Genomic DNA, 21,859 nt, shown 5'->3' on the forward strand with positions numbered 1-21,859 from the left:
AGATCTGCGTCACAGTTGTCCGGAATCCCGCGCTGGCGCGATTCGTTCGGTCCCGCCTCCCCGAATCCCGCGGTCCCCCCTCCCCGACCCCTGCCACCGCCCTGACGGCCGAGGTTCACCCCTCGTTCACCTCACTCCTTCGACGGCTTCACCTGATCTGCTTAATTTCGGCCGTAGAACAGGGGCTGGGCGGTCACCACCCGTGTGTGGCCGCTCCGCGCGCAGGACCGGACACCGCAGAATCCCGACACCGCACCACCTACCTCTCGCACGCCGCCCCAGCGGCGGCTCCCGGAAGGAACACCCGAAAGTGAAGCTTCAGCGCAAGAACCGGCTCCGGGCCGTCGCCTTCGGCGCCATCGCCGTCTCCGGCGCCCTGGTCCTCACGGCGTGCGGCTCGGACGACAACAGCGACAGCGGCCAGGGGGGCAACGGCACCGCCAAGACCGCGTCGAACGTCAAGTGCGAGGGCAAGGGCCAGCTCCTGGCCTCCGGCTCGTCCGCGCAGAAGAACGCGATGGACCTGTGGGTCAAGAACTTCATGTCCGCCTGCAAGGACATCCAGATCAACTACAAGGCCACCGGATCCGGCGCCGGCATCCAGGAGTTCCTGCAGGGCAAGACCGCCTTCGCGGGCTCCGACTCGCCGCTGAAGCCGGAGGAGGTCGCCAAGTCCAAGGACGTCGTCAAGGGCGGCCAGGGCATCAACCTGCCCATGGTGGGCGGCCCCATCGCCATCGGCTACAACCTGCCGGGCGTGGACAACCTGGTCCTCGACGCCGACACCCTCGCCAAGATCTTCGACGGCAAGATCGAGAAGTGGAACGACGAGGCGATCGCCAAGCTCAACAAGGACGCCAAGCTCCCGGACACCAAGATCCAGGCGTTCCACCGCTCGGACGAGTCGGGCACCACCGACAACTTCACCAAGTACCTCAAGGCCGCCGCCGGCAACTCCTGGCCGTACGCGCCCGCCAAGGCGTGGGCCCCCAAGGGCGGCCAGGCGGCGGACGGTTCGGCCGGTGTCTCCTCGCAGGTCAAGCAGGTCCAGGGCGCCATCTCGTACTTCGAGCTGTCCTACGCCACCGCCAGCAGCATCAAGACGGTGAAGCTCAACACCGGCGCCTCGGCCCCGGTCGAGGCCAGCCCCGACAACGCGTCCAAGGCCATCGCCGAGGCCAAGATCACCGGCACCGGCAAGGACCTGGCGCTCAAGCTCAACTACACCACCAAGGCCGAGGGCGCCTACCCGCTCACCCTGGTGACCTACGAGATCGTCGGCGACAAGGGCAACAAGGCCGAGACGCTGCCGGCCGCCAAGTCCTTCCTGACCTACATCGCCAGTGAGGACGGCCAGTCCGTGCTCAAGCAGCTCGGCTACGCGCCGCTGCCCGCCGAGATCGCCAAGAAGGTCCGCGAGAACGTCGCGAGCCTCTCCTGAACCCCCGTGCGACCGCCCCCGCAGGCGTTCGCACGATCCGGTGCACCGCCGCGCCACGGGCCGGACGCACAGCGCGTCCGGCCCCGCAGACCGGAGAATTCCGTGAATGACAAGGACATAGCCAACTCGGCACCGGCCGACCGGCCACCCGGCCAGGCCACCCCCGACCTGGTGGCGGCCCAGCCCGCCCCCGCCCTAGGGACCGGGACGACAAAGGCGACCAAGGCCACCGTCCGCCCCGGCGACCGGATCTTCCTCGGGCTCTCCCGGGGCTCCGGCGTCCTCCTCCTGGTGATCATGGCCGCCATCGCGGTCTTCCTCACCGTCCGCGCCGCCCACGCGCTCTCCGTCGACGAGGGCAACTTCCTCACCACGTTCGACTGGAAGGCCAACGCCGACCCGCCGGTCTTCGGCATCGCGGTCCTCGCCTTCGGCACCGTGGTCAGCTCGCTGATCGCGATGGTCCTCGCCGTCCCCGTGGCCGTCGGCATCGCGCTGTTCATCTCGCACTACGCGCCGCGCAAGCTGGCCGCGCCGCTGTCGTACGTCATCGACCTGCTGGCCGCCGTGCCGTCGATCGTGTACGGCCTGTGGGGCGCCCTGTTCCTCGTGCCGCACCTCGGCGGACTCTACGGCTGGCTGGACGAGTACTTCGGCTGGACCGGCGTCCTCGCCTACCACGACGGCGCCGCGCGCTCGCTGTTCACCATCGGCATCCTGCTGGCGATCATGATCCTGCCGATCGTCACCAGCGTCAGCCGCGAGGTCTTCCTCCAGGCGCCGAAGATGCACGAGGAGGCCGCGCTGGCCCTCGGCGCCACCCGCTGGGAGGTCATCAGGACCGCCGTCCTGCCCTTCGGCCGCTCCGGCGTCATCAGCGCCTCGATGCTCGGCCTCGGCCGCGCCCTCGGCGAGACGATGGCCGTCGCGACCGTCCTCTCCCCCAGCTTCCTGATCTCCACCAGCCTCCTCGACCCGGGCGGCGGCACCTTCGCCCAGAACATCGCGAGCAGCTTCAAGGAGTCCGGCGAGACCGGCAAGGACGCGCTCATCGCCTCCGGCCTCGTCCTGTTCCTCCTGACCCTGCTGGTCAACGGCGCGGCCCGGATGATCATCGCCCGCCGCAAGGAGTTCTCGTGAGCGACGTGACCATGAACCGTCCCGCGACCGCCGACGACGCGTCCCGGCCGGCCCCCGGCCTGCACCGGCCCAGGCTGCCGCGCTGGGCCCCCGCCGCCCTGGCCGCCCTCGCCCTCGCCATCGGCTGCGGCATCGGCCTCGGCGCCGGGATGGACAGCAAGGTGCAGTGGGGCCTGATCGCCGCCGTGCTCTACGTCGCCCTGACCTACGGCTTCACGGCCCGCGTCGAGGGCCGCCGGCAGGCCAAGGACCGGCTCGCCACCAGCCTGGTCTGGATGTGCTTCCTGATCGCCGTCGTCCCGCTGGTCTCGCTGATCTGGGAGACGATCGCCCGCGGCTCCAAGGTCCTCGACGGCGGCTTCCTGTCGCACTCCATGGCCGGCGTGCTCACCATCCAGCCCGGCGGCGGCGTCTACCACGCCGTCATCGGCACCCTGGAGCAGGTCGGCATCGCCACCGCCATCGCCGCGCCGGTGGGCCTGCTGACCGCCATCTACCTGGTGGAGTACGGCCGCGGCCGGCTCGCGCGGGCCGTGACGTTCTTCGTGGACGTGATGACCGGCGTCCCGTCGATCGTCGCCGGCCTGTTCATCCTCAGCTTCTGGATCATCATGCTCGACTTCGGCTACTCCGGCTTCGCCGGCTCGATGGCCCTGGCGATCCTGATGATGCCCGTGGTGGTCCGCTCCACCGAGGAGATGCTCAAGCTCGTCCCCAACGAGCTCCGTGAAGCCTCCCTCGCTCTGGGCGTGCCCAAGTGGCGGACGATCCTCAAGGTCGTCCTCCCGACGGCCATCGGCGGCATCGCCACCGGCGTCATGCTCGCCGTCGCCCGCGTCGCCGGCGAGTCCGCGCCCATCGTGCTGCTGGTCTTCGGCTCCCAGGTGATCAACAACAACCCGTTCGACGGGGCGCAGTCCTCGCTGCCGTACTACATCTACGAGCAGTGGGCGGCCGGAAACGACGCCAGCTACGACCGCGCCTGGGGCGCGGCCCTGGTGCTGATCGCCTTCGTCATGGTCCTCAACCTGGTGGCCCGCGGCATCGCCCGCTGGAAGGCCCCCAAGGCCGGTCGCTGACCCGCCCCGCGTAAGAAAGCAGAAGTGATCATCATGGCCAAGCGCATCGACGTCAGCGGCCTCTCCGCCTACTACGGCGCCCACAAGGCCATCGACGACATCTCGATGACCGTCGAACCCCGCTCCGTGACCGCCTTCATCGGCCCCTCCGGCTGCGGCAAGTCCACCTTCCTGCGCACCCTCAACCGGATGCACGAGGTCACCCCGGGCGGACGCGTCGAAGGCAAGGTGATGCTCGACGACGAGAACCTCTACGGCTCCGGCGTCGACCCCGTCTCCGTCCGCCGCACGGTCGGCATGGTCTTCCAGCGCCCCAACCCCTTCCCGACCATGTCCATCTACGAGAACGTCGCCGCGGGCATCCGCCTCAACGGCGGCCGGATCCGCAAGTCCGAGCTGGACGGGGTCGTCGAGAAGTCCCTCCAGGGCGCCAACCTCTGGAAAGAGGTCAAGGACCGCCTCAACAAGCCCGGCGCCGGCCTCTCCGGCGGCCAGCAGCAGCGCCTCTGCATCGCCCGCGCCATCGCCGTCGAACCCCAGGTCCTGCTGATGGACGAGCCCTGCTCGGCCCTCGACCCGATCTCCACCCTCGCCATCGAGGACCTCATCGGCGAGCTGAAGGAACGGTTCACGATCGTCATCGTCACCCACAACATGCAGCAGGCGGCGCGCGTCTCCGACCGCACGGCCTTCTTCAACCTGGCGGGGGTGGGGCAGCCCGGCAAGCTCGTCGAGATCGACGACACGGAGCGGATCTTCTCCAACCCGTCGGTGCAGGCGACGGAGGACTACATCTCGGGGCGCTTCGGGTAGGGACAGCTTCCAGCCCGTCCGGCGATTGAGGACAACCGCGCGGAGCGCGGTCCCGGGGGTCCGGGGGCTTGCCCCCGGGAAGCGGCGAAGGGGTGGGACCGGGGCACCCCCACCGACTCGCCCCGCGGCGCTGCATGGCGGTGCCGCCGCGGAGCGAAAAGGGCCCGCCCCCTGGGTGGCAGGGGGCGGGCCCGATCCGTCAGACAGCGTCGGACAGCCAAGGTCACCCGAAGGCGAGCTGCACGATCCAATAGCTGAACGCGGCCACGATCGCCGCGGCCGGCATGGTGATGAACCACCCCATGACGATGTTCTTGGCGACACCCCACCGCACGGCCCGCGACCCCTTGGTGGACCCCACGCCCATGATCGCGGAAGTGATCACATGCGTCGTCGAGATCGGCGCGTGGAACATGAACGAGGCCGTGTACATCACGGAGGCGGCCGTCGTCTCGGCGGCGAACCCCTGAGGCGGGTCCAGCTCGATGATCCGCCGCCCGAGCGTCCGCATGATGCGCCAGCCGCCCGCGTACGTCCCCAGCGACAGCGTGATCGCGCAGACCAGCTTGACCCAGAGCGGAATCGCGGCGTCCTTGTCCTGGACGTCCCCGATGACCAGGGCCATGACCACGATGCCCATGGTCTTCTGCGCGTCCTGCAGACCGTGCCCCAGCGCCATGCCCGCCGCGGAGACGGTCTGAGCGATCCGGAAGCCCCGCTTCGCCTTGTGCGGGTTGGACTTCCGGAACATCCACATGATCACGACCATCACCAGATAGCCGATGATCAGGCCGACGAACGGCGAGAGGAACATCGGGACGACGACCTTCTCGACGACGCCCGACCAGATGACGGTCGTCCCGCCCGCGAGCGCCGCGCCCACCATGCCGCCGAACAGCGCGTGGCTGGACGACGACGGCAGACCGAAGTACCAGGTCACCAGGTTCCAGACGACCGCTCCGACCAGCGCGGCGAAGAGGATGCCCATCCCCTTGTCGCCGACCGGCGTCTCGATCAGGCCCTTGCTGACGGTCTTGGCGACGCCGCTGCCCAGGAAGGCACCGGCGAGGTTCATGACCGCCGCCATCGCCAGGGCCGCGCGCGGGGTCAGCGCCCGCGTGGAGACCGAGGTGGCGATGGCGTTCGCGGAGTCGTGAAAGCCGTTGGTATAGGTGAATCCGAGCGCGACCGCGATGGTCACGACAAGTGCGAACGTATCCACCGGAGGTCAGGACTCCTTGACCGCGATGGTCTCGACCGTGTTCGCGACGTGCTCGAACGCGTCCGCCGCCTCTTCCAGCACGTCCACGATCTGCTTCAGCTTGAGCACCTCGATGGCGTCGTACTTGCCGTTGAAGAGGTGGGCGAGCAGCTTGCGGTGGATCTGGTCGGCCTGGTTCTCCAGGCGGTTGACCTCGATCCAGTACTCGGTGAGGTTGGTCATCGTGCGCAGGTTCGGCATGGCCTCGGCGGTGAGCTCGGCGGCTCGTGCGAGGACCTCGATCTGCTGCTCGACGCCCTTCGGCAGGTCCTCGATCTGGTAGAGGACGACCAGGTCGACCGCCTCTTCCATGAAGTCCATGATGTCGTCGAGCGAGGACGCGAGGGCGTAGATGTCCTCGCGGTCGAACGGCGTGATGAACGAGGAGTTCAGCTGGTGGAAGATCGCGTGGGTCGCGTCGTCCCCGGCGTGCTCCGCTGCCCGCATCCGCTCGGCGATCTCGGCCCGGGCGGACGGCTCCGCACCGAGCAGTTCCATCAGGAGCTTGGAGCCCGTGACGATGTTGTCCGCGGACGCGGCGAACATGTCGTAGAAGCTCGTCTCCCTGGGGGTCAGACGAAAGCGCACGTGGGATCCTCGGGGTGCAGCGGATTCGGTCTCGTTGATGCTAGGCGCATCATCCGGCCACAGCTAACTGGCATTCCCTCAGTGTCGCCCATCGGGCAGAGTGCACACCAAGCCGGTACCACTCTCTCCACGGCCGTACGCCGGGGATTTCGGTAACATATACCCGGTAGGGGTATGCACATGGGGTATAAGCCGGACAGCCACACGGGACGCGCCGCGGCCCCGCCCCCGAACGGACGGCGACGCGCCGTCCGACGGCGCGGAACGCGCGGAACAACGGAGGACGCCATGACCACCACGGGTACCACAGCGGCCGGCACCGGCGAACCGGCCGCGGCGTCCTGCCACGGCGGCCCCGCGCCCACCGCGGAAGCCGCCGGAGCCACCGGAAGCGACAATGCTCACAGCCCCCAGAGCGCTCACAGCGGCGGGGCGCACCACGGCCCCCACGGCTACAGCCACCAGAAGGACCAGCACCTCAAGCGACTGCGCAGGATCGAGGGCCAGATCCGGGGCCTCCAGCGCATGGTCGAGGAGGACGTCTACTGCATCGACATACTCACCCAGGTCTCCGCGGGCACCAAGGCGCTGCAGTCCTTCGCCCTCCAGCTCCTCCAGGAGCACCTGCGGCACTGCGTCGCCGACGCGGCGGTCAAGGGCGGCGACGAGATCGACGCCAAGGTCGCCGAGGCGACGGCGGCCATCGCACGGCTGCTGCGCTCCTGAGCCGACGCGGGGCGGGGGAGTACGACCAGAGGGCGTGCGGCCAGGGCGTACGAGCCGTCACCCGGTGTTCGATCGCCCTCAGCCGTCCACCTCACCCGGCGGAGCCGGCCGCCGGGACCGGGGCCGTACGACCCTGAGCACCTCGTCGATCCGGTCCGGACTCAGCCGGTCCTCGGCCGCACCCGTGGCGGCGATCATCAACTCGCCGTAGAGGTCGATCTCGATGAGGGCCACGGGGTCCGGACCGGGTGCCGAACCGCGCCGCGAAACCACGTGATTCACCTCCTCGGGCCTTGCGTGTCTGGTACGGGAGCACTCTGGAGCACTCACTCACTGGCCTCCGGCCGGGCGGACCGGCCGGGCGTCTTACGAGGGTCCGGTTTCCAGATTAGTGATCGGTACACACGCCGCGCATGGCACAGAAGGACCATTTCCATGGCCAACCAGGCCCGGCTCCGCTATTTGCGGGGTGAGGCGACCGTCCCCGCATAAATATCGGCGGGAGCCGGGAGGCGGATGTCGGGCGCGAATCCGAACGAGGTGAGTTCGACCGTGGAGACCACGGTCATCGGCGCACCGGCGGCGGGGGCGGCCGTACGGCCCGGAGAAGCACCGCCCTCCGCCCCTTTCCCCCGCTCCGCTTTCCCCCGTTCCGCGTCCTCCCGGACGCTGAACCGGTAGCGCAGCATCCGCGCCCGGCCCGCGTCGTCGAGGAAGGCGTCGAAGTCGACGGTCCCCGAGGAGAACCCTTTCGCCGCCGCGGCCAGCGCCGCCCGGTCACGGGCCGGGGCCCGGCGCGCCGCCTCCGCCAGGTCGACCTTCCCCCGGTAATGCCGTACGGGGACGCCGTCCACGCCCTCGTCGCGCGTCCAGGTCACCTCCCGCGCGCCCCCGAGCAGTTCGGCCGCCGCGAGCGGGTCCGTCGCGCCGCTGGTGAGGAGGTCGCCGTCGGCGAGGGTGCCCGTTTCGAGGCGGACCCACTTGTCCGCGGGGACGCCCGCGCCCCGGTTCTTCATGTACAGCGCGCCCGGCGTGAACACCTCGGTGATCGGCCGGTGCTCGGCGTCCCCCCGGGCGTCCTCGGGCACCAGCACCGTCAGTCTCCCGGCCGGCCGCGCGAAGTCGTAGGCCCCGGCACCCCGGATCGTCAGCCGCGTCCCGCCGCTCTCCGTCTCCATGACCGTACGGACGCGGGCGCCGCCCGCCGCGGCCAGGGCCTCCCGCACCCCGCGCAGCGCCTCGGCGGCCCGCCCCGGCCGGGCCTCGTCGGCCGTCCGCACCGCCCGCAGCACCCCGCCGTGCCCGCCGCCGAGGGCCTCCCGCGCCTCCCCGCCCGGTTCCGGTTCGGCGCAGCCGGTCACCAGCAGACCGAGGGCGAGGCCGCCCGCCACCGCCGTGGCCACCGCGGCCCTGCGTCCGTGCCCCTGCACCGCCATGACCGTCAGCTCCCTGCCGTGCGCTGGTGGAACCTGTTCTCTTCCAACGACCGCGTCCGGGCCGCCGTCACGGTCGCGGAAGGCGGCGGACGGGGGCCGGTCCGGCCGGTAGCTTGGTGGTGTGTCCGAGACGCACCCGGCGCGGCACTCCGCGCAGCCCCCGGCCCCCACCGCCGAACACCACGTCAGCACCAGCGAACGCGGCGCCTTCTGCTCGGCCCGCTGCACCTGCGGCTGGCTCGGCCCGGCCCGCCGGGCCCGTTCCCAGGCCCGCACCGACGCAGACGGGCATCTGGCACAGACCGGTCACTGACCCCTCGCCCCTGCCCTGGAACCGTTCCCCCGCCCTGATCATCTGTTCCTTACGTCGGAACGGGGATCAGGGCACACGGGAACAACGGGGGCGAACGCACCATGGACAGGCGCACACTGCTGACGGCGGCGACGGGACTGACGGCGGCGGCCTGGGCGGCGCCCGCCCTCACGGGCGGCACGGCGACCGCGGCCCCGGCCACCACGGCGGCTCGCACCACCGCGCGCTCCGCCAAGGTGCGGGCCGCCGACTGGACGGCCCTGGGCAAGGGCCTCAAGGGCGGCATCGTGCGCCCCGACGACGCCGACTACGGCACCGCCCGCCAGCTCTACAACACCCGTTACGACGGGCAGCGCCCGGCCGGCGTCGCCTACGTCGCGGGCACCCAGGACATAGCCGCCTGCCTCTCCTTCGCCCGCCGCTTCTCCATACCGGTGTCCATACGCAACGGCGGCCACAGCTACGCGGGGTGGTCGAGCGGCGACGGGCGGCTCGTCCTCGACGTCTCGCGGCTGAGGACCATCCGCACCCCCACCTCGTCCTCCGCCGTCATCGGCGCCGGCGCCAAGCTCATCGACGTCTACACCGGCCTGGCGGCGAGCGGCGTCACCATCCCCGCGGGCTCCTGCCCCACGGTCGGCGTCTCCGGCCTCACCCTCGGCGGCGGCCACGGCGTCCTCTCCCGGGCGTACGGTCTGACCTGCGACAGCCTCACCGGCGCCACCCTCGTCACCGCCGACGGCAAGACCGTCGAGTGCGACGCCAAGCGCAACCCCGACCTCTTCTGGGCCCTGCGCGGCGCCGGCAACGGCAACTTCGGCGTGGTCACCGAACTCCGCTTCCGCACCCGCCGGGTGGGCGACGGCGTGACCGGCTACGTCTCCTGGCCGTGGGCCAAGGCCGCCGACGTCCTCCGCGCCTGGCAGGAGTGGGGTCCGAGCCAGCCGGACGAGATCTGGTCCGCCTGCGACCTCTCCGTCACCCCCGGCCGCACCCCGCACATCGCCGTCGCCGCCTTCTCCCTCGGCTCCAAGAGCGGCCTCGCCAACGCGCTGGACAAGCTGGCCGCCAAGGTCGGCGGCGGCAAGGCGAGCATCTCGGTGCGCAGCCGCCCGTACCTGGACAGCATGCGCCGTTACGCCGGCTGCGCCGACCTCACCCTCGCCCAGTCCCACCTCCCGGGCCGCACCCCCGGCCGCGACAAGGCCGGCAAGCTCGGCCGCGAGACGTACGCGGCGCGCTCCGACTTCTACGACCGCTCGCTCAGCGCGGCCGGCATCCGCACCCTCCTCGACCAGACCGAACGCTTCGGCCGCAAGGGCGGGGGCGGCGGCGGATCCATCCAGCTGACGGCACTCGGCGGCGCGGTCAACCGCGTCAAGCCGCTGGACACGGCGTTCGTCCACCGCCGCTCGCGGTTCCTGGCCCAGTACCTCACCTCGTGGGGGACCACGGCGTCCGGCGGCCCGCAGGTCGCCTGGCTGGACGGCGTCCACACGGCGATGCGCCGGTACGCGTCCGGCGCCGCCTACCAGAACTACGCGGACGCGGGCCTGAAGGACTGGCGCACGGCGTACTACGGCGACGCGGCGGACCGCCTGACGAAGCTGAAGCGGCAGTACGACCCGCAGCGGGTGTTCAGCTTCCCGCAGGCGCTGTAGTACGCGCTCGGCCCCGGTCTCCTGTTCTTCTTCAGGAGGCCGGGGCCGAGCGCGTACGTGCCGTCTACGCGGCCAACCCCTTGTCATGCCGCTGCGGCTGACGTCCCGTGACCTCGCCGCCGTCCGACTCCTCCGCGACGACGACCGGCGCGGGCGCGCTCCGTGACCGTACGAGCCACCCGGCCCGCGACGCGGCCACCCACCCGGCCAGCGGCGTCAGCAGCATCATCGCGAGCGGCGCCAGCAGCAGCACCACGGCCGTGCCGAGCGCCAGACCGCCGATCACGTCCGTGGGGTAGTGCACCCCCATGAAGACCCGGCAGAAGCCCTCCAGGAACGCGAGGCCGATGCCGATCAGCCCGTACCTGCGGTGCGCCACGAACAGTCCGACGCCCAACGCCATCGTCAGCGTGGCGTGGTCGCTGACGAACGAGAAGTCCGTCTTGCCCTTGACCAGCACGTCGAGCCCCTGGTGCTCCAGGAACGGCCGGGGCCGCCGGACGAAGCCGCGGATCGGCACGTTGACGAGCAGCGCCAGGCCCGCCGCCAGGGGCGCCCACAGCAGCGCGGCGACACCACCGGAGGCGTCCGGGCCGCGGCGCACGCTCCACCACGCACAGACCATCAGTAAGCCGAGCCCGACGACGATTCCGTACTCGCCGACGAACTCCATCGTGTGGTCGAGCCAGCCCGGGGCGTCCTTGGCCAGCCCGTTGATGTCGTACAGCAGGCTGACGTCGGGGCCCGACGAGCCTCCCTTGGCCTCCGCCAGGGGATGGACCGCCTCGTGTCCGGGCATGTGGTGCCCCCTTATCTGTCGCCTGTAGCTCGGTGCAGCTGCCAAACCCCCGTGGTCCGTGCGCCCATGGTGAGGCGCGGCTCGCCCACCCCCATGGAACGCGCCCATCCGACCCGGCGTTCCGCTCTCCACTCAATGATCACCAGGACGTTATCCAAGGGTGACCAGGGGCGGAGCAGGAGGCCCAGGGTTCACACGCCGTTCGCCCTGGGCAACGCCTTCGCCCCCGCATCCGTCACGCGCGTGGCACCGATGTAATCCGGCGTGTCGATTTTGTCGAACCGGTTCACGGCCCCCGTGTGCGGCGCGTTGATCATGTAACCCCCGCCCACGTACAACCCCACGTGATGGATCGAACGCGGGTCGTTCAGATTGTGCGCGAAGAAGACGAGGTCCCCCGGCATCAGCTCATCCCGCTTCGGGTGCGGCCCGGCGTTCCACTGGTCGTTCGCGACGCGCGGCAACTCGATCCCGACGGACGCGTAAGCCGCCTTCGTCAGCCCCGAACAGTCGAACCGCCCCCCGTCCGCCGCGGTCCCCTCCCCGCCCCACAGGTACGGCTTCCCCAGCTGCTCCTGAGCGAAGTAGATGGCCCCTGCCGCCTGCTGCGAGGGGGCTACGCGGCCTACGGGGCGGGCGAAGCTCTTCTCGAGGTCGCGGATGGATCTGACGTAGCCCTGGGTCTCGGAGATCGCGGGGACGCCCGCGGCCTTGATGACGCGGTAGGCACCGGCGTTGTACGCGGCCAGCATGTTGTTCGTGGCGTCGCCCGGAATGCCCTTGACGTCCCGCGCCAGGGCGCAGTCGTAGGTGGCGGCCGACGCGATGGCGTCGGCCGGTTCCCATATATCCCGGTTTCCATCGCCGTTGGCGTCCACCCCGTACTGAGCCCACGTCTCGGGGATGAACTGGGCGATCCCCAGCGCACCGGCGGGACTCCGCGCTTTCGGATTCCAGTTGCTCTCGGTGTAGAGCTGCGCCGCGAGCAGCGGCGGCGAGATCGCGGGGCAGAGATTGCCCCATTTCTCGATCAATGGTTGGTACTCCACGGGAACCGCGCCCTTGGCCAGGCCCACGGCGCCCCGGGCGCCACCCGCGATGTTGCCGGCAATGGTGAACGTCGCGAAGAACAGCAGCCCGAGGAGGCTCATGCCCAGCCCGATACCGATACCGATGCCCATCCACCACTTACGCACCCGGCAATACTCCCCCAGCGCGGCGTCATATACCCGCGGTTCGCAAGGCTTTGGCCGAAGGTACAGAGCGGGGGAGCGCGTTCGCCCCGGCCGGTGCGACCGAGCGTGAGCCGGTGCGTGCGGCGTCGCGCACGGAGGGCGGCCCGAACGCTACCGCACCGTGAATCCCCGGCACATCACGCTGGCGTACTCCTTCGGCCCCTTGACGTGATAGAAGATCACCGTCCAGTCACCCGGGTCGGCGTGGAACGGGGCGGCCTTGGCGTAGGGCCTGCCGTCCTGCATGACCCGGAAGTCGTCCGGGTACTTCAACTCGACGTCCTTCGTCGGGTCGCCACTGGCGAACAGGTCGACGGGGGTGCTGGTGTACCCCATACCGAGGTTGGTGAACTTGGACGCCTTACCGGTCCCGGGATCGATCTCGTGCGGCGGTTTCACCGCCACCGACACGTAATACGGCCTTTCCAGCTTCGGATCCGCGTACTTGAGGCGGAAGGAGATCCCCCCGCCGTCGGCGGTCACCACCGGCCCCTCGGCCGGGTTGGCGATAGCCGGGATCGACGCCTGGAAGTACTCGCTCCGCTCCTCGGACGGCATGTTGCAACTGCCCATGCCGGATCCGCCGGCCGGACTCCAGAAGTCGCGGTTCGGATTCGTGGCCTCGATGTATTTCGGCTCCTCCCGCGGCCCCGCGGGCGGTGCGGCACTCGTGGGCGCGGCACTCGCGGACGCGGAGCCCTGGGGCGCACCGCCCGGCTTCCCGGCAGGAGCCGGGGTGCCGGCGGGCAGCCCGGAGGACACGGCGGCCGGCTGCCCGGACGGGCCGCCACCGGCCGCGCCGGTCCGCGCTGCGCGGTCGCCGTCGTCCGGCAGGGCGACCACGAGCCCGATGGCGACCCCGAGCGCCACGGAGCCCGCCGCCGCGCCGATCCACAGCCCCCGCCGGGACCGGCGCCGCGGCGGCTCGGGAGCCTGCGGCGGTACGTACGTCGGGGCGTACGTGGGCGTGTACGCGGCCCCCACGGGCCGCTGAGGTATCAGGCCGGCCGCCATCGCCGCCGGAACATCCTCCGGAGCCCGTTCCCCGAGCCCGGCGAACGCGCCGTACACCGGGTCGTCGACGAGCGACGACGTCACCCCGCACCGCCCGATCACCTCGGAGAGGGCCGGCCGCGCGCCCGGGTCCGCCGCCGTGCAGGCCCGGACGAGCTCGGCCAGCCGGGGCTCGACCCCGTCGACGTCGACCTCCCCGTGCACGACCCGGTAGACGACGGACTCCAGCGAACCCTCGCCGTACGGCGGCCGGCCCGTCGCCGCGCAGGCGATCGTCGCGCCGAGCGCGAACACATCGGCGGCGAACGTCACTTCGTTCCGCGTGATGACCTCGGGCGCGGTGTAACCAGGCGTACCGGCCGCGACACCGGTCCGCGTGAGAGCCGTCTGCTCCGCGCCCCGCGCGATCCCGAAATCGATCAGCTTCGGGCCGACCGGCGACAGGATGATGTTGTGCGGCTTGAGGTCACGGTGAGTGATCCCGTGCTCGTGCACCTGCGCCAGCGCCTCCGCGAGCGCCGCGAACAGCCGGAAGCACGTCTCCGGCGGCAGCGGTCCCCGCTCGACCGTCACCCGTGTCAGCGTCGGGCCCGGCACGTACTCGGTGGCCAGCCAGTACGGCGCCGTCTCCAGTGCGGCGTCCACCAGGTTGGCCGTGTACGCGCTGCGCACCGCCCGTACCGTCTCCACCTCGCGCCGGAAGCGCGCCGCCGCGTCGCCGGACTGGGCGAAGTCCTCCCGGATCACCTTGATCGCCAACTGCCGGCCGCCGGGCGACCTGCCCAGGTACACCTGTCCCATGCCGCCGCTGCCGAGCCGGGCGAGGAGCGTGTGCGGGCCGATGGCCGGGGGGTCGTGAGGGCGCAGGGGATCCACGGGCCAGACTCTGCCACAGGCGGGGCGGCCCGGGAGGGTCCGGGAGAGCACCGTGGACGAAGATCACACACGGCGTCCGGCCCTTGTCAGGAACCGAGCTGGAACCAGACCGTCTTCCCGGTCCCCGGACCGTGCCGGCACACCCCCCAGTCCGTCGCGCACGCCCCGACGATCAGCATGCCGTTGCCGCGCTCCGGCCGCTCGTCCGGCTCCCACCGCCGGGCCGGCACCGGCAGCCCCGGCGCGTCATCCCTCACCAGCACCCGCACCCCACCCGTCGCCCACTCCACATGCACCCCGACCTGCGCCGGGCATCCGGCACGGCGACAGGCGTCGATCGCATTGGTGACCAGCTCGGACGTCAGCAGCATGGCCATCTCCGTCAGCTCCGACGTGTGGATGTCCCCGACCGCCGTCCGCACGGCCTCCCGCGCGACCCCCACCCACGCGGGTGCGGGCGGGAACGCGAGGGTGAAGTCGGTACGAGGACGGAGGTGCGGATGCGGGTCGGCGGCCGGGGCCAGGGTGGTGATGGGACACATGCGTGACTCCTTGGGTTCACCGGTGCCCGTCCGTCTCCTGCGGTGGCAGTGCCGTCGACGCGCGCGGCTCCGCTCGACGGTGCGCTTCCGGCTTACGGCGGCGGGAAGGGCGGTCGCGACGAAGCTAGAGGACGAGGTTTAGCTAGCTCAACTAGATCGCCCACATTCGCCCCAACGAGTGGACCAACCCCCGTCCTGGACGGCAGACTTCGCGTGATCGCGAAGGGGAACGAACCCATGGGCCTACGCGCCAACCCGAGCCAACGCCAGCGCCGCTTGGGCGAGGAGCTGCGCAAGCTGCGCGAAGCCAGCGGCCTGTCCGCCACCGAGGCGGGCAGCCACGCCGGGCTCGGGCGCGCCCACATGAGCCACATCGAGACCGGTAGAACAGCTATTCCCGAGGACAAGCTGTGCACCTTGCTGACGCTCTACGGTTGCACCAGCCATCCCTACCGCGAAGCCCTCATCGAGATGAACCGAGCCACGGGCCGCGGCTGGTGGGCGGACTTCAAGCAGAGCCACAGCGTGCACGCCCGCGACCTGGCCGAGCTGGAATCTGCTGCCGTTGCCCAACGCCAGTTCCAGTGGCTATACATGCCGGGGCTGCTCCAAAGCGCGGAATACACACGGGCACTGATCCAGAGCGGAGAAGATCAGGCGAGCGCCGAGCGAGTGGACAAGTACATCGAGTTCCGATTGCGTCGGCAACGCGTGCTGGCCGATGGATCGGCCAGCTATCACGCCGTGATCCATGAGACGGCCATGCACATGCGTTTCGTACCGAGAGAGGTCATGCGTGACCAGCTACTCCATCTCGTGGATGTCGCTCAACTGCCCAATGTGACCGTCCAACTCCTCCCCTTCCAGGCGACGCTGTCTGCCGCTCTCCCTGGGATCCCGTTCATCGTGTTTCAGGCTGTGGTCCCTGAGCTGAACACGGTCTACGTCGAGCACCCGGTGTCGTCCTCGTTCCTCACGCATGAGGCACATCTGGCCCAGTACACGCAGGCGTTCGAACGGCTGGCCTCGGCAGCGTTGCCGCCTATTACTCTCCCTACCGAACGCAAGTCCTACGCCGAACAAGACTCGTTCGGGCTCATCCAGCATCTGCTTTACGCCCTGTGAGGACAGACACGTGTCAGGTTCCCCTTGGAGGAAGTCGAGCTTCAGCAGCGGCATAGGCAACCAGGACTGTGTGGAAGTGGCGGCCCTCGAACCCGGAATCCTCTACCTCCGCGAGAGCGAGGACCCCAAAACCGTCCTCGCCCTCACCCCCACCGCCCTGCGTTCCCTCTTCGCGATGGCCTGCTGCGGGAGGCTCGACGCCGACAGACGATCTCCACGCCACCCTTGACCCCGATAGAGCAGCCGCGTTCCCTACGGGAAGAGGCTCGCTGAGCCCTGCCCACCACGTGCTGGGCCCCTGAGAGGTGCCCCATGCGAGCGGCCCCCTGGCAGAAGTCGAGTTTCAGCAGTACCGGCGGCAACGGCGACTGCCTGGAGGTTGCCGCACTCGGAGCCAGCACCCTCCGCCTCCGTGAGAGCAACGAGCCCGGAACCGTCCTCGCCCTCACCCCCACCGCGCTCCGCTCCCTCCTCGCCCTGATCCGGAACGGGCGTCTACACGCCGACCGTTAGTGCCGCGGCCGAGGCGCTTTCAGCTCACGTTCGCGCTCCGGAGATCGAACGCGCCCTCCGGGCGCCCTGCTCGGCGGCCGAGGCAGGCGAGGGCGAAAAGCAGCCCGCCGGCCATGAAGAACGGCTCGTACAGGAAGGTCGCGAACCTGCTCATCGCGTCGAGGTCGGAAGCCGTACGAGCACCGACGGCCAGGGCCGCCCAGTCGGGAACGGACGGCATGGCGTGGAAAAGCAGCAGTGCGGTGGTCCCCCAGAGGAGGACGGTGAGCGGTCCGGCCGGCAAGCGTGTGCCCCAGGGCCGGACGAGCGCCAGGGCCAGCGCGGCGGCCACGGCGCAAACCGGGACGGCGAGGACGTCGATGACGAGGAGCGCGGTGTTGCCGCGCACGGAGAGACCGGCCGGCAGGCCGATCCGGCCGTCGAAGAGCCAGTACAGGTGGACCAGGGAGAACGCGATAGCCCAGGCGGCGGCTGCGTAGGCGGAGGCCCGAAGGAGCGGCTGGGGAAGTCGGGTTGTCCGGCGGACGGTGGCGTGGGGGTTGGGGCCCGTGGGGTTCATGGGTCCACCTTCGCCGGGCGGGCGTGCCGGGCGGATCGTCCGGGCGGACGGTCCCGCTCCCCCGTCAGGGGGAGCGGACCTCCTCCGCGAGGCGGGGCACATGGGCGCAGTGGCGAGCCGGGACGGCCGCTTGAGACCGTGTCCGCGCGGCACGGGACGCACGGCGACAAGGACCGGCCGCGAGGCCCTGCGGCCTGCCGGCCGATGCGCTGAGGCGCTGAGGCGCTGAGGCGCTGAGGCGCTGAGGCGCTGAGGCGCTGAGGCGCTGAGGCGCTGAGGCGCTGAGGCGCTGAGGCGCTGAGGCGCCGCACCCGCGACCGTCCGCCGGGCTCCCGCACCGGCAGCGGCACCGGCACCGCGTGACTGGATCGTTCCGGGTCGGGGCCCGATCAAGCCTTCAGCCGGCAGGCTCCCGCGCCGCAGGATGAAGCCATGAACAGCGCACTCATCGTGATCGACGTCCAGGAGTCCTTCCGGCAGCGGGCCAACTGGGCCGCCACCCACAACCCCGACGTCGTCGAGAAGATCAACCGCCTGCTGGCGGCCCAGCGGGCCAAGGGCGAGGGGGTCGTGTGGATCCTGCACTCCGAGCCGGGCACCGGCACCGTCTTCGACCCCGAGCGCGGCTTCAACCGGCCGATCGAGGGGCTGGAGCCGGCGGAGGGCGAGCCCGTGCTCGTCAAGTCGTCGCACAACGCCTTCACCACCACCAACCTCCAGCAGTACCTCACCCAGCAGGGCGTCCGCGAGGTCCTGATCACCGGTATCCGCACGGAGCAGTGCTGCGAGACGACGGCCCGGGTGGCGTCGGACCTCGGGTACGACGTGACGTTCGTGACGGACGCAACGGCCACGCACCCGATCGAGCACCCGGACGCCCCGGAGGGCCGCTCGCTGGAGGAGATCCTCGCGGACCCGCGTACGCTGCAGACCGACGCGATCGTGGCCCGGACCGAGTACGTCCTGGCGGGCCGGTTCGCGCGGATCGCCACCGTCGACGAACTGACCGAGGAGCTGACCGGATCGTGACCCGCGTCGTCTTCCTGCTCGTGCCGCGACTCCACCTGCTGGACCTCGCGGGCCCCGCCCAGGTCTTCTCGACGGCCGACGACCTCGGGCACCCCTACGGGATCACGTACGTGAGCGAGCGGGAAGACGTCCCCACGGCCCAGGGCATCACTTTGCGCGCCGGTACCGAGTGGCCGGCGCTGACGCCCGACGATCTCGTCGTGGTCCCGGGCTGGCGCACCAAGGGCCTCCGGGAGCACGTGGACATCCCCCGGGCGCTGCTCGACCGGCTCGTCGAACACCACGACGCCGGCGGCACGGTGGCCAGCATCTGCGCGGGCGCGGACGCCCTGGGCCGCGCCGGCCTCCTGGACGGCCGGCGCTGCACCACGCACCACGACGTCCAGGACGCCCTGGCGCGGCGCTACCCGAAGGCGCAGGTGGTGCGGGACGTGCTGTACGTGACCGACGGGCGGTTGATCACGTCCGCGGGGATCGCCAGCGGCATCGACCTCGCCCTCCATCTCGTCGCCCTCCGGCACGGCGCGGCGACCGCGGCGCGGGTCGCCCGGGAGATGGTCGTCTTCGCCCGGCGGAACGGCGACGACCAGCAGCACAGCGCGATGCTGCGGCACCGCGCGCACCTCAGCGATGCGGTCCACCACGCGCAGGACCTCATCGACTCCCGCTACACCTCCGTCCTCCGCCTCTCCGACCTGGCCTCGTCCGTCGGACTCAGCGAGCGCTCCCTCACCCGTCACTTCACTCACGCCACCGGGCTGACGCCCCTGCGGTACCAGCAGGAGCTGCGCGTCGAGCACGCCGAACACCTCATCGCCCAGGGCTCGACGGTGGAATCGGCGGCCCGCGCCGTAGGCTTCCAGGACGCCCGGATGCTCCGCCGGCTCAGGGGCCGGGCGCAGGCCTGCCCCGCTCCCGCCGGAGACCGCGAACCGGCCGGCCTCCGGTAGCCCTCCCCCTTTCCCCACTCCTCTATGGTGAGCGGACGTCAGCGTCGCAACAGGAACGAGAGGGTGGGGACATCGTGCCGCAGCGCGTACCGGACGGTCTGAACTGGATCCCGGCCACCGACGACCCGACGGACACCACGTACCTCGAGGTCGCGTTCGACGGCGAGGGACAGGTCTACCTCCGCGAGAACCTCACTCCGGAGAAGGTCGTCATCACCACGGAACGCAAGTGGGAGGCGTTCGTCCTCGGCGTGCGGGCCGGTGAGTTCGACCACTTCGTCGAGGACGTCTGATCACCCGGGCGACGCCCGCCGTCAGCCGTCGTCCCCGCCGTCAGTCGTCGCCCCCTTCATCCCCACCGTCCCCACCGTCCCCGCCGTCCCCTTCGTCCGCGCCATTGCCGTGGCGATCGTGCCGGGTCGAGCCGCGGTGATCCTTCTTCCCCTTCTTCTTCTCGCTCCCGTCACCCCGCGACGCGTGCGAAGGCGTGGCGGCAGGCGACACATGCCGGGTCGTGTCCGCGGCACCGCCGTCCTGCGGCAGCCCCTCGCTCATCTCCCCGGTCTGCCCGCCGCCCGGGCGGACCCCGTTGTCGTCACCGCCGTCGGAGGCGAACAGCGACGCCCCGATGACCGCCGCCACGGCGAAGGCCACCACTCCCGCCACCGCACCGGCCACGGCCTTCGGACTGCGCAGGCCCTTGCCGCCGCGCGTTCCGTGCCCGGCCCTGCCCCGGCCGGCGTCGGCGCGGCGGTGCCCGGTCAGGGCGGGGGTCGAGCGCGTCGCCGGAGAGCCGGGGAGGGCGTACGTCGTCACGCTCTCCTGGTGGAGCATCGGGTCGTGGCCGGCCCCGGGCATGCCCGGCGCAGGCCCCGCGACCGGCCCCACCGGACCTGCCGGGGGCGGGGGCGCGTACGACGGAGGCGCGTACGGCGGGGAGGACGGCACCGGCGGCGGCGAGAACGCCGCGCCCACGGGCACCCCGGCGGACAGCGGCGGCCGCGCCTGGACCGGCGGCTGCCGATCGCTCCGCCAGGCACCGCTCGCGAACCAGTCGGCCACCTCCCGCGCCGAGGGCCGCTCCTCCGGCTCCTTGGCGAGCATGCGCAGCAGGTAGCCGTCCAGGGCCTGCGACACGTCGGGCCGGTGCTGCCGCGGCGGCGCCGGCGGGGTGTCGACATGGAGGTAGAGGAGCGCGGTGGGGCTCTCGGCCCAGAACGGTGGCTGCCCGACCAACAAGTGGTAGAGAACGCACCCCAGCGCGTAGACGTCCGACGCCGGGCCCGCCACGCGCCCCAGCGCACGCTCGGGCGCGAGGTAGGTGCTCGTACCGACGATCTGCCCGGCCCGGGTCAGCCCGGCCGACGTCTCGTCGACGAAGCGGGCGATGCCGAAGTCGCCGATCTTCACCGTGCCGCTGCGGTCCAGCATGAGGTTGCCCGGCTTCACGTCCCGGTGGACGACCCCTTGCTGGTGGGCGGCCGCCAGCCCCGCCGCGGCCTGCGCCGCGACGTCGGCGACCCCGGCGGGCGAGAGCGGGCCGCGCGCGGCCAGCTGCTGGGCCAGGCTGGGGCCGTTCACCAGCTCCATCACCAGATAGAAGCGGCCGTCCCAAGATCCGAAGTCGTAGACCGACACCACTTGAGGGTGATTCAGCCGGGCCGCCGTCTGGGCCTCCAGCCGGAAGCGCTGGGCGGCGGAGTCGTCTCCGTCGTCGCCAAGGAGCAGCTTGACGGCGACCTGACGGCCCAGCACCTCGTCCTGGCCGCGCCAGACTTCGCCCATTCCGCCCCGGCCGAGCAGCTCCCCCAGCCGGTAGCGTTCGGCAACCAGCACCCCTACCACCCTTGAACTCGACGCACCCCACGAACCATGCGATGAGTGCGATGAACGCGATCAACCGGCCCCGCGACCGCCCCCTGCGGCGCGTGCGAGAGCGGCCCCCACAGCCTACCGACCACACCAACGGTTCCCCGAACATCCGTACACCCCCTGCCCTCACGCCCATTGCCCGCCGTGGGCATGCGTGATACACAGAGTCACCATAGGGCTACCCACTGACAACGGCCGGCGGGCCGAGTGGCCGCACCGGCCGAAGATGCCGCAGGCATATGCGGGTTCCATCAAAAAATGCCGCCAAGTCGACATGCAAGTGCGGCATCGTCAGCGAAGATAGGTACCGACCTTTGCCGTGCGGCAGAGGCGGCACAACTACCCTCTAGGGGCGGTGAGTTACGAATGTTCTTGGCAGCCGGAAAAGGCGACATCAACACCATTATCGGCGGAATCGCCCCAAACTGGGGGCCTTTCGGCAGCCTGGGCCGGGAGGCCCGGGTAATGATCGAGGTCATCATGGCCGTATCGATCCTGCTCTGCCTCGCCATCGCGATCTGGGGCGCGGCGAAGCAGCGCATCGGCGCGACGGCACTCCGCGACACCTTCAGCGCGGAACAGGGCAAGGGGCTCATCGTCGCGGGCCTGACCGGTGTGTTCATCATCGGCTCGCTCGGCACGCTGTTCACGATCGTCTACGGCATGGCCGTGTGATCCGGCGTCCGCCGGACCCGGCCGCCCCGGCCGGCGGACACCCGGCGCGCCCCTGACCCCGGCGCGCCCGTACGGCGTCTCCACCCCGCGCGAACCCGCTCACCCGCGGGTCCCCCCACCCAAGGCTGCTTCCTGATGCCCCCTCACTCCCTCACGCCCTCCCCCCGGAAACCGTCCGCACCGCTACCGTCGTCTCATGGCGGCAGGCCCGC

The 21,859-nt window shown here is 71.0% G+C and carries 24 protein-coding genes; 14 read left to right on the plus strand and 10 right to left on the minus strand.

The genetic code is table 11. From position 1 onward, the window contains the following. Positions 1–310 precede the first annotated feature (310 nt). The 4 genes from pstS (at position 311) to pstB (ending at position 4,473) form a co-directional block, all read left to right on the plus strand. Positions 311–1,441, plus strand: coding sequence for a phosphate ABC transporter substrate-binding protein PstS (gene pstS, locus ACH4PU_RS28495; protein ID WP_185941614.1), 1,131 nt, complete (start codon positions 311–313; stop codon positions 1,439–1,441). 171 nt (positions 1,442–1,612) lie between these two features. Beyond that, positions 1,613–2,581: a phosphate ABC transporter permease subunit PstC gene (pstC, locus tag ACH4PU_RS28500; RefSeq protein WP_398278113.1), complete on the plus strand. Its 969-nt coding sequence runs from the start codon at positions 1,613–1,615 to the stop codon at positions 2,579–2,581. Between the two features lie 11 nt (positions 2,582–2,592). Further along, the gene (gene pstA / locus ACH4PU_RS28505; protein ID WP_398278116.1) at positions 2,593–3,660 is read left to right on the plus strand and encodes a phosphate ABC transporter permease PstA; all 1,068 of its coding nucleotides are present in this window, start codon (positions 2,593–2,595) and stop codon (positions 3,658–3,660) included. Between the two features lie 33 nt (positions 3,661–3,693). After that, the gene (pstB, locus tag ACH4PU_RS28510; RefSeq protein ID WP_398278009.1) at positions 3,694–4,473 is read left to right on the plus strand and encodes a phosphate ABC transporter ATP-binding protein PstB; all 780 of its coding nucleotides are present in this window, start codon (positions 3,694–3,696) and stop codon (positions 4,471–4,473) included. Positions 4,474–4,696: 223 nt separating this feature from the next. On the opposite strand, the gene ACH4PU_RS28515 is transcribed toward pstB, so the two are convergent. Next, positions 4,697–5,695: an inorganic phosphate transporter gene (locus tag ACH4PU_RS28515; protein ID WP_185941616.1), complete on the minus strand. Its 999-nt coding sequence runs from the start codon at positions 5,693–5,695 to the stop codon at positions 4,697–4,699. Positions 5,696–5,701: 6 nt separating this feature from the next. Next, complete coding sequence (locus tag ACH4PU_RS28520; protein WP_049716407.1) at positions 5,702–6,322, minus strand: DUF47 domain-containing protein; 621 nt, start codon at positions 6,320–6,322, stop codon at positions 5,702–5,704. A 288-nt stretch (positions 6,323–6,610) separates the two neighbouring features. Between ACH4PU_RS28520 and ACH4PU_RS28525 the strand changes: the two genes are divergently transcribed. Further along, the gene (locus ACH4PU_RS28525) at positions 6,611–7,048 is read left to right on the plus strand and encodes a metal-sensitive transcriptional regulator (protein ID WP_398278014.1); all 438 of its coding nucleotides are present in this window, start codon (positions 6,611–6,613) and stop codon (positions 7,046–7,048) included. 78 nt (positions 7,049–7,126) lie between these two features. Here the strand turns inward: ACH4PU_RS28525 and ACH4PU_RS28530 are convergent, their stop codons facing one another. Next, complete coding sequence (locus ACH4PU_RS28530; RefSeq protein WP_398278017.1) at positions 7,127–7,321, minus strand: hypothetical protein; 195 nt, start codon at positions 7,319–7,321, stop codon at positions 7,127–7,129. A 185-nt stretch (positions 7,322–7,506) separates the two neighbouring features. After that, positions 7,507–8,484, minus strand: a complete 978-nt coding sequence (locus tag ACH4PU_RS28535; protein WP_398278020.1) for a hypothetical protein — start codon at positions 8,482–8,484, stop codon at positions 7,507–7,509. Positions 8,485–8,605: 121 nt separating this feature from the next. Here ACH4PU_RS28535 and ACH4PU_RS28540 point away from each other — a divergent pair, with 121 nt between their 5' ends. Both ACH4PU_RS28540 and ACH4PU_RS28545 read left to right on the plus strand, forming a co-directional pair. Then, entirely contained in the window at positions 8,606–8,797 is a 192-nt protein-coding gene (locus ACH4PU_RS28540; protein ID WP_398278023.1) for a hypothetical protein, read from the plus strand. 101 nt (positions 8,798–8,898) lie between these two features. Then, a complete protein-coding gene (locus ACH4PU_RS28545) occupies positions 8,899–10,458 on the plus strand; it encodes an FAD-binding oxidoreductase (RefSeq protein WP_398278026.1) in 1,560 nt (519 codons plus the stop codon). 64 nt (positions 10,459–10,522) lie between these two features. Here ACH4PU_RS28545 and ACH4PU_RS28550 read toward each other — a convergent pair whose 3' ends face one another. The 4 genes from ACH4PU_RS28550 to ACH4PU_RS28565 all read right to left on the minus strand — a co-directional run bounded on the left by ACH4PU_RS28550 (position 10,523) and on the right by ACH4PU_RS28565 (position 14,924). Then, on the minus strand, positions 10,523–11,257 hold the full coding sequence (locus ACH4PU_RS28550) for a phosphatase PAP2 family protein (RefSeq protein ID WP_398278029.1): 735 nt from the start codon (positions 11,255–11,257) through the stop codon (positions 10,523–10,525). A 191-nt stretch (positions 11,258–11,448) separates the two neighbouring features. Further along, positions 11,449–12,453: an NlpC/P60 family protein gene (locus tag ACH4PU_RS28555; protein WP_398278033.1), complete on the minus strand. Its 1,005-nt coding sequence runs from the start codon at positions 12,451–12,453 to the stop codon at positions 11,449–11,451. Between the two features lie 150 nt (positions 12,454–12,603). Beyond that, on the minus strand, positions 12,604–14,382 hold the full coding sequence (locus ACH4PU_RS28560; protein ID WP_398278036.1) for a serine/threonine-protein kinase: 1,779 nt from the start codon (positions 14,380–14,382) through the stop codon (positions 12,604–12,606). An 86-nt stretch (positions 14,383–14,468) separates the two neighbouring features. After that, a complete protein-coding gene (locus tag ACH4PU_RS28565) occupies positions 14,469–14,924 on the minus strand; it encodes an ATP-binding protein (protein ID WP_398278039.1) in 456 nt (151 codons plus the stop codon). Positions 14,925–15,137: 213 nt separating this feature from the next. Here ACH4PU_RS28565 and ACH4PU_RS28570 point away from each other — a divergent pair, with 213 nt between their 5' ends. The 3 genes from ACH4PU_RS28570 to ACH4PU_RS28580 all read left to right on the plus strand — a co-directional run bounded on the left by ACH4PU_RS28570 (position 15,138) and on the right by ACH4PU_RS28580 (position 16,562). After that, positions 15,138–16,049, plus strand: a complete 912-nt coding sequence (locus ACH4PU_RS28570) for a helix-turn-helix domain-containing protein (RefSeq protein WP_398278042.1) — start codon at positions 15,138–15,140, stop codon at positions 16,047–16,049. Positions 16,050–16,059: 10 nt separating this feature from the next. Beyond that, entirely contained in the window at positions 16,060–16,278 is a 219-nt protein-coding gene (locus ACH4PU_RS28575) for a DUF397 domain-containing protein (protein WP_398278045.1), read from the plus strand. A gap of 83 nt (positions 16,279–16,361) precedes the next feature. Beyond that, positions 16,362–16,562 carry a DUF397 domain-containing protein gene (locus ACH4PU_RS28580; protein WP_398278048.1) on the plus strand — a complete coding sequence of 67 codons (201 nt, stop codon included), beginning with the start codon at positions 16,362–16,364 and terminating at the stop codon, positions 16,560–16,562. Between the two features lie 19 nt (positions 16,563–16,581). Here the strand turns inward: ACH4PU_RS28580 and ACH4PU_RS28585 are convergent, their stop codons facing one another. Then, positions 16,582–17,121: a DUF3995 domain-containing protein gene (locus tag ACH4PU_RS28585; protein WP_398278051.1), complete on the minus strand. Its 540-nt coding sequence runs from the start codon at positions 17,119–17,121 to the stop codon at positions 16,582–16,584. 432 nt (positions 17,122–17,553) lie between these two features. On the opposite strand from ACH4PU_RS28585, the gene ACH4PU_RS28590 reads away from it, so the two are divergent. The 3 genes from ACH4PU_RS28590 to ACH4PU_RS28600 all read left to right on the plus strand — a co-directional run bounded on the left by ACH4PU_RS28590 (position 17,554) and on the right by ACH4PU_RS28600 (position 19,393). Next, positions 17,554–18,150: a cysteine hydrolase family protein gene (locus tag ACH4PU_RS28590; RefSeq protein WP_398278054.1), complete on the plus strand. Its 597-nt coding sequence runs from the start codon at positions 17,554–17,556 to the stop codon at positions 18,148–18,150. Continuing rightward, positions 18,147–19,100: a GlxA family transcriptional regulator gene (locus ACH4PU_RS28595; RefSeq protein WP_398278057.1), complete on the plus strand. Its 954-nt coding sequence runs from the start codon at positions 18,147–18,149 to the stop codon at positions 19,098–19,100. Before ACH4PU_RS28590 ends, ACH4PU_RS28595 begins: the two co-directional genes overlap by 4 nt. A 74-nt stretch (positions 19,101–19,174) precedes the next feature. Continuing rightward, positions 19,175–19,393 (plus strand): DUF397 domain-containing protein, encoded by a 219-nt coding sequence (locus ACH4PU_RS28600; RefSeq protein ID WP_004955360.1) that lies wholly within the window; start codon positions 19,175–19,177, stop codon positions 19,391–19,393. A 40-nt stretch (positions 19,394–19,433) separates the two neighbouring features. On the opposite strand, the gene ACH4PU_RS28605 is transcribed toward ACH4PU_RS28600, so the two are convergent. Further along, positions 19,434–20,936: a serine/threonine-protein kinase gene (locus ACH4PU_RS28605; RefSeq protein ID WP_398278061.1), complete on the minus strand. Its 1,503-nt coding sequence runs from the start codon at positions 20,934–20,936 to the stop codon at positions 19,434–19,436. Positions 20,937–21,338: 402 nt separating this feature from the next. On the opposite strand from ACH4PU_RS28605, the gene ACH4PU_RS28610 reads away from it, so the two are divergent. Then, positions 21,339–21,647: a hypothetical protein gene (locus ACH4PU_RS28610; protein ID WP_004955155.1), complete on the plus strand. Its 309-nt coding sequence runs from the start codon at positions 21,339–21,341 to the stop codon at positions 21,645–21,647. Positions 21,648–21,859 lie beyond the last annotated feature (212 nt).

The sequence above is a fragment of the Streptomyces sp. NPDC021100 genome (genome assembly GCF_044333095.1).
Taxonomy (GTDB): Bacteria; Actinomycetota; Actinomycetes; order Streptomycetales; family Streptomycetaceae; genus Streptomyces.

Bases quoted from the DNA above. Each gene is read 5' to 3' on its own strand.
- pstA (WP_398278116.1), top strand. From the start codon at position 2,593: ATGAACCGTCCCGCGACCGCCGACGACGCGTCCCGGCCGGCCCCCGGC.
- ACH4PU_RS28610 (WP_004955155.1), top strand. From the start codon at position 21,339: ATGTTCTTGGCAGCCGGAAAAGGCGACATCAACACCATTATCGGCGGA.
- ACH4PU_RS28580 (WP_398278048.1), top strand. From the start codon at position 16,362: ATGCGAGCGGCCCCCTGGCAGAAGTCGAGTTTCAGCAGTACCGGCGGC.
- ACH4PU_RS28525 (WP_398278014.1), top strand. From the start codon at position 6,611: ATGACCACCACGGGTACCACAGCGGCCGGCACCGGCGAACCGGCCGCG.
- ACH4PU_RS28545 (WP_398278026.1), top strand. From the start codon at position 8,899: ATGGACAGGCGCACACTGCTGACGGCGGCGACGGGACTGACGGCGGCG.
- ACH4PU_RS28590 (WP_398278054.1), top strand. From the start codon at position 17,554: ATGAACAGCGCACTCATCGTGATCGACGTCCAGGAGTCCTTCCGGCAG.
- ACH4PU_RS28535 (WP_398278020.1), bottom strand. From the start codon at position 8,484: ATGGCGGTGCAGGGGCACGGACGCAGGGCCGCGGTGGCCACGGCGGTG.
- pstB (WP_398278009.1), top strand. From the start codon at position 3,694: ATGGCCAAGCGCATCGACGTCAGCGGCCTCTCCGCCTACTACGGCGCC.
- ACH4PU_RS28550 (WP_398278029.1), bottom strand. From the start codon at position 11,257: ATGCCCGGACACGAGGCGGTCCATCCCCTGGCGGAGGCCAAGGGAGGC.
- ACH4PU_RS28585 (WP_398278051.1), bottom strand. From the start codon at position 17,121: ATGAACCCCACGGGCCCCAACCCCCACGCCACCGTCCGCCGGACAACC.
- ACH4PU_RS28565 (WP_398278039.1), bottom strand. From the start codon at position 14,924: ATGTGTCCCATCACCACCCTGGCCCCGGCCGCCGACCCGCATCCGCAC.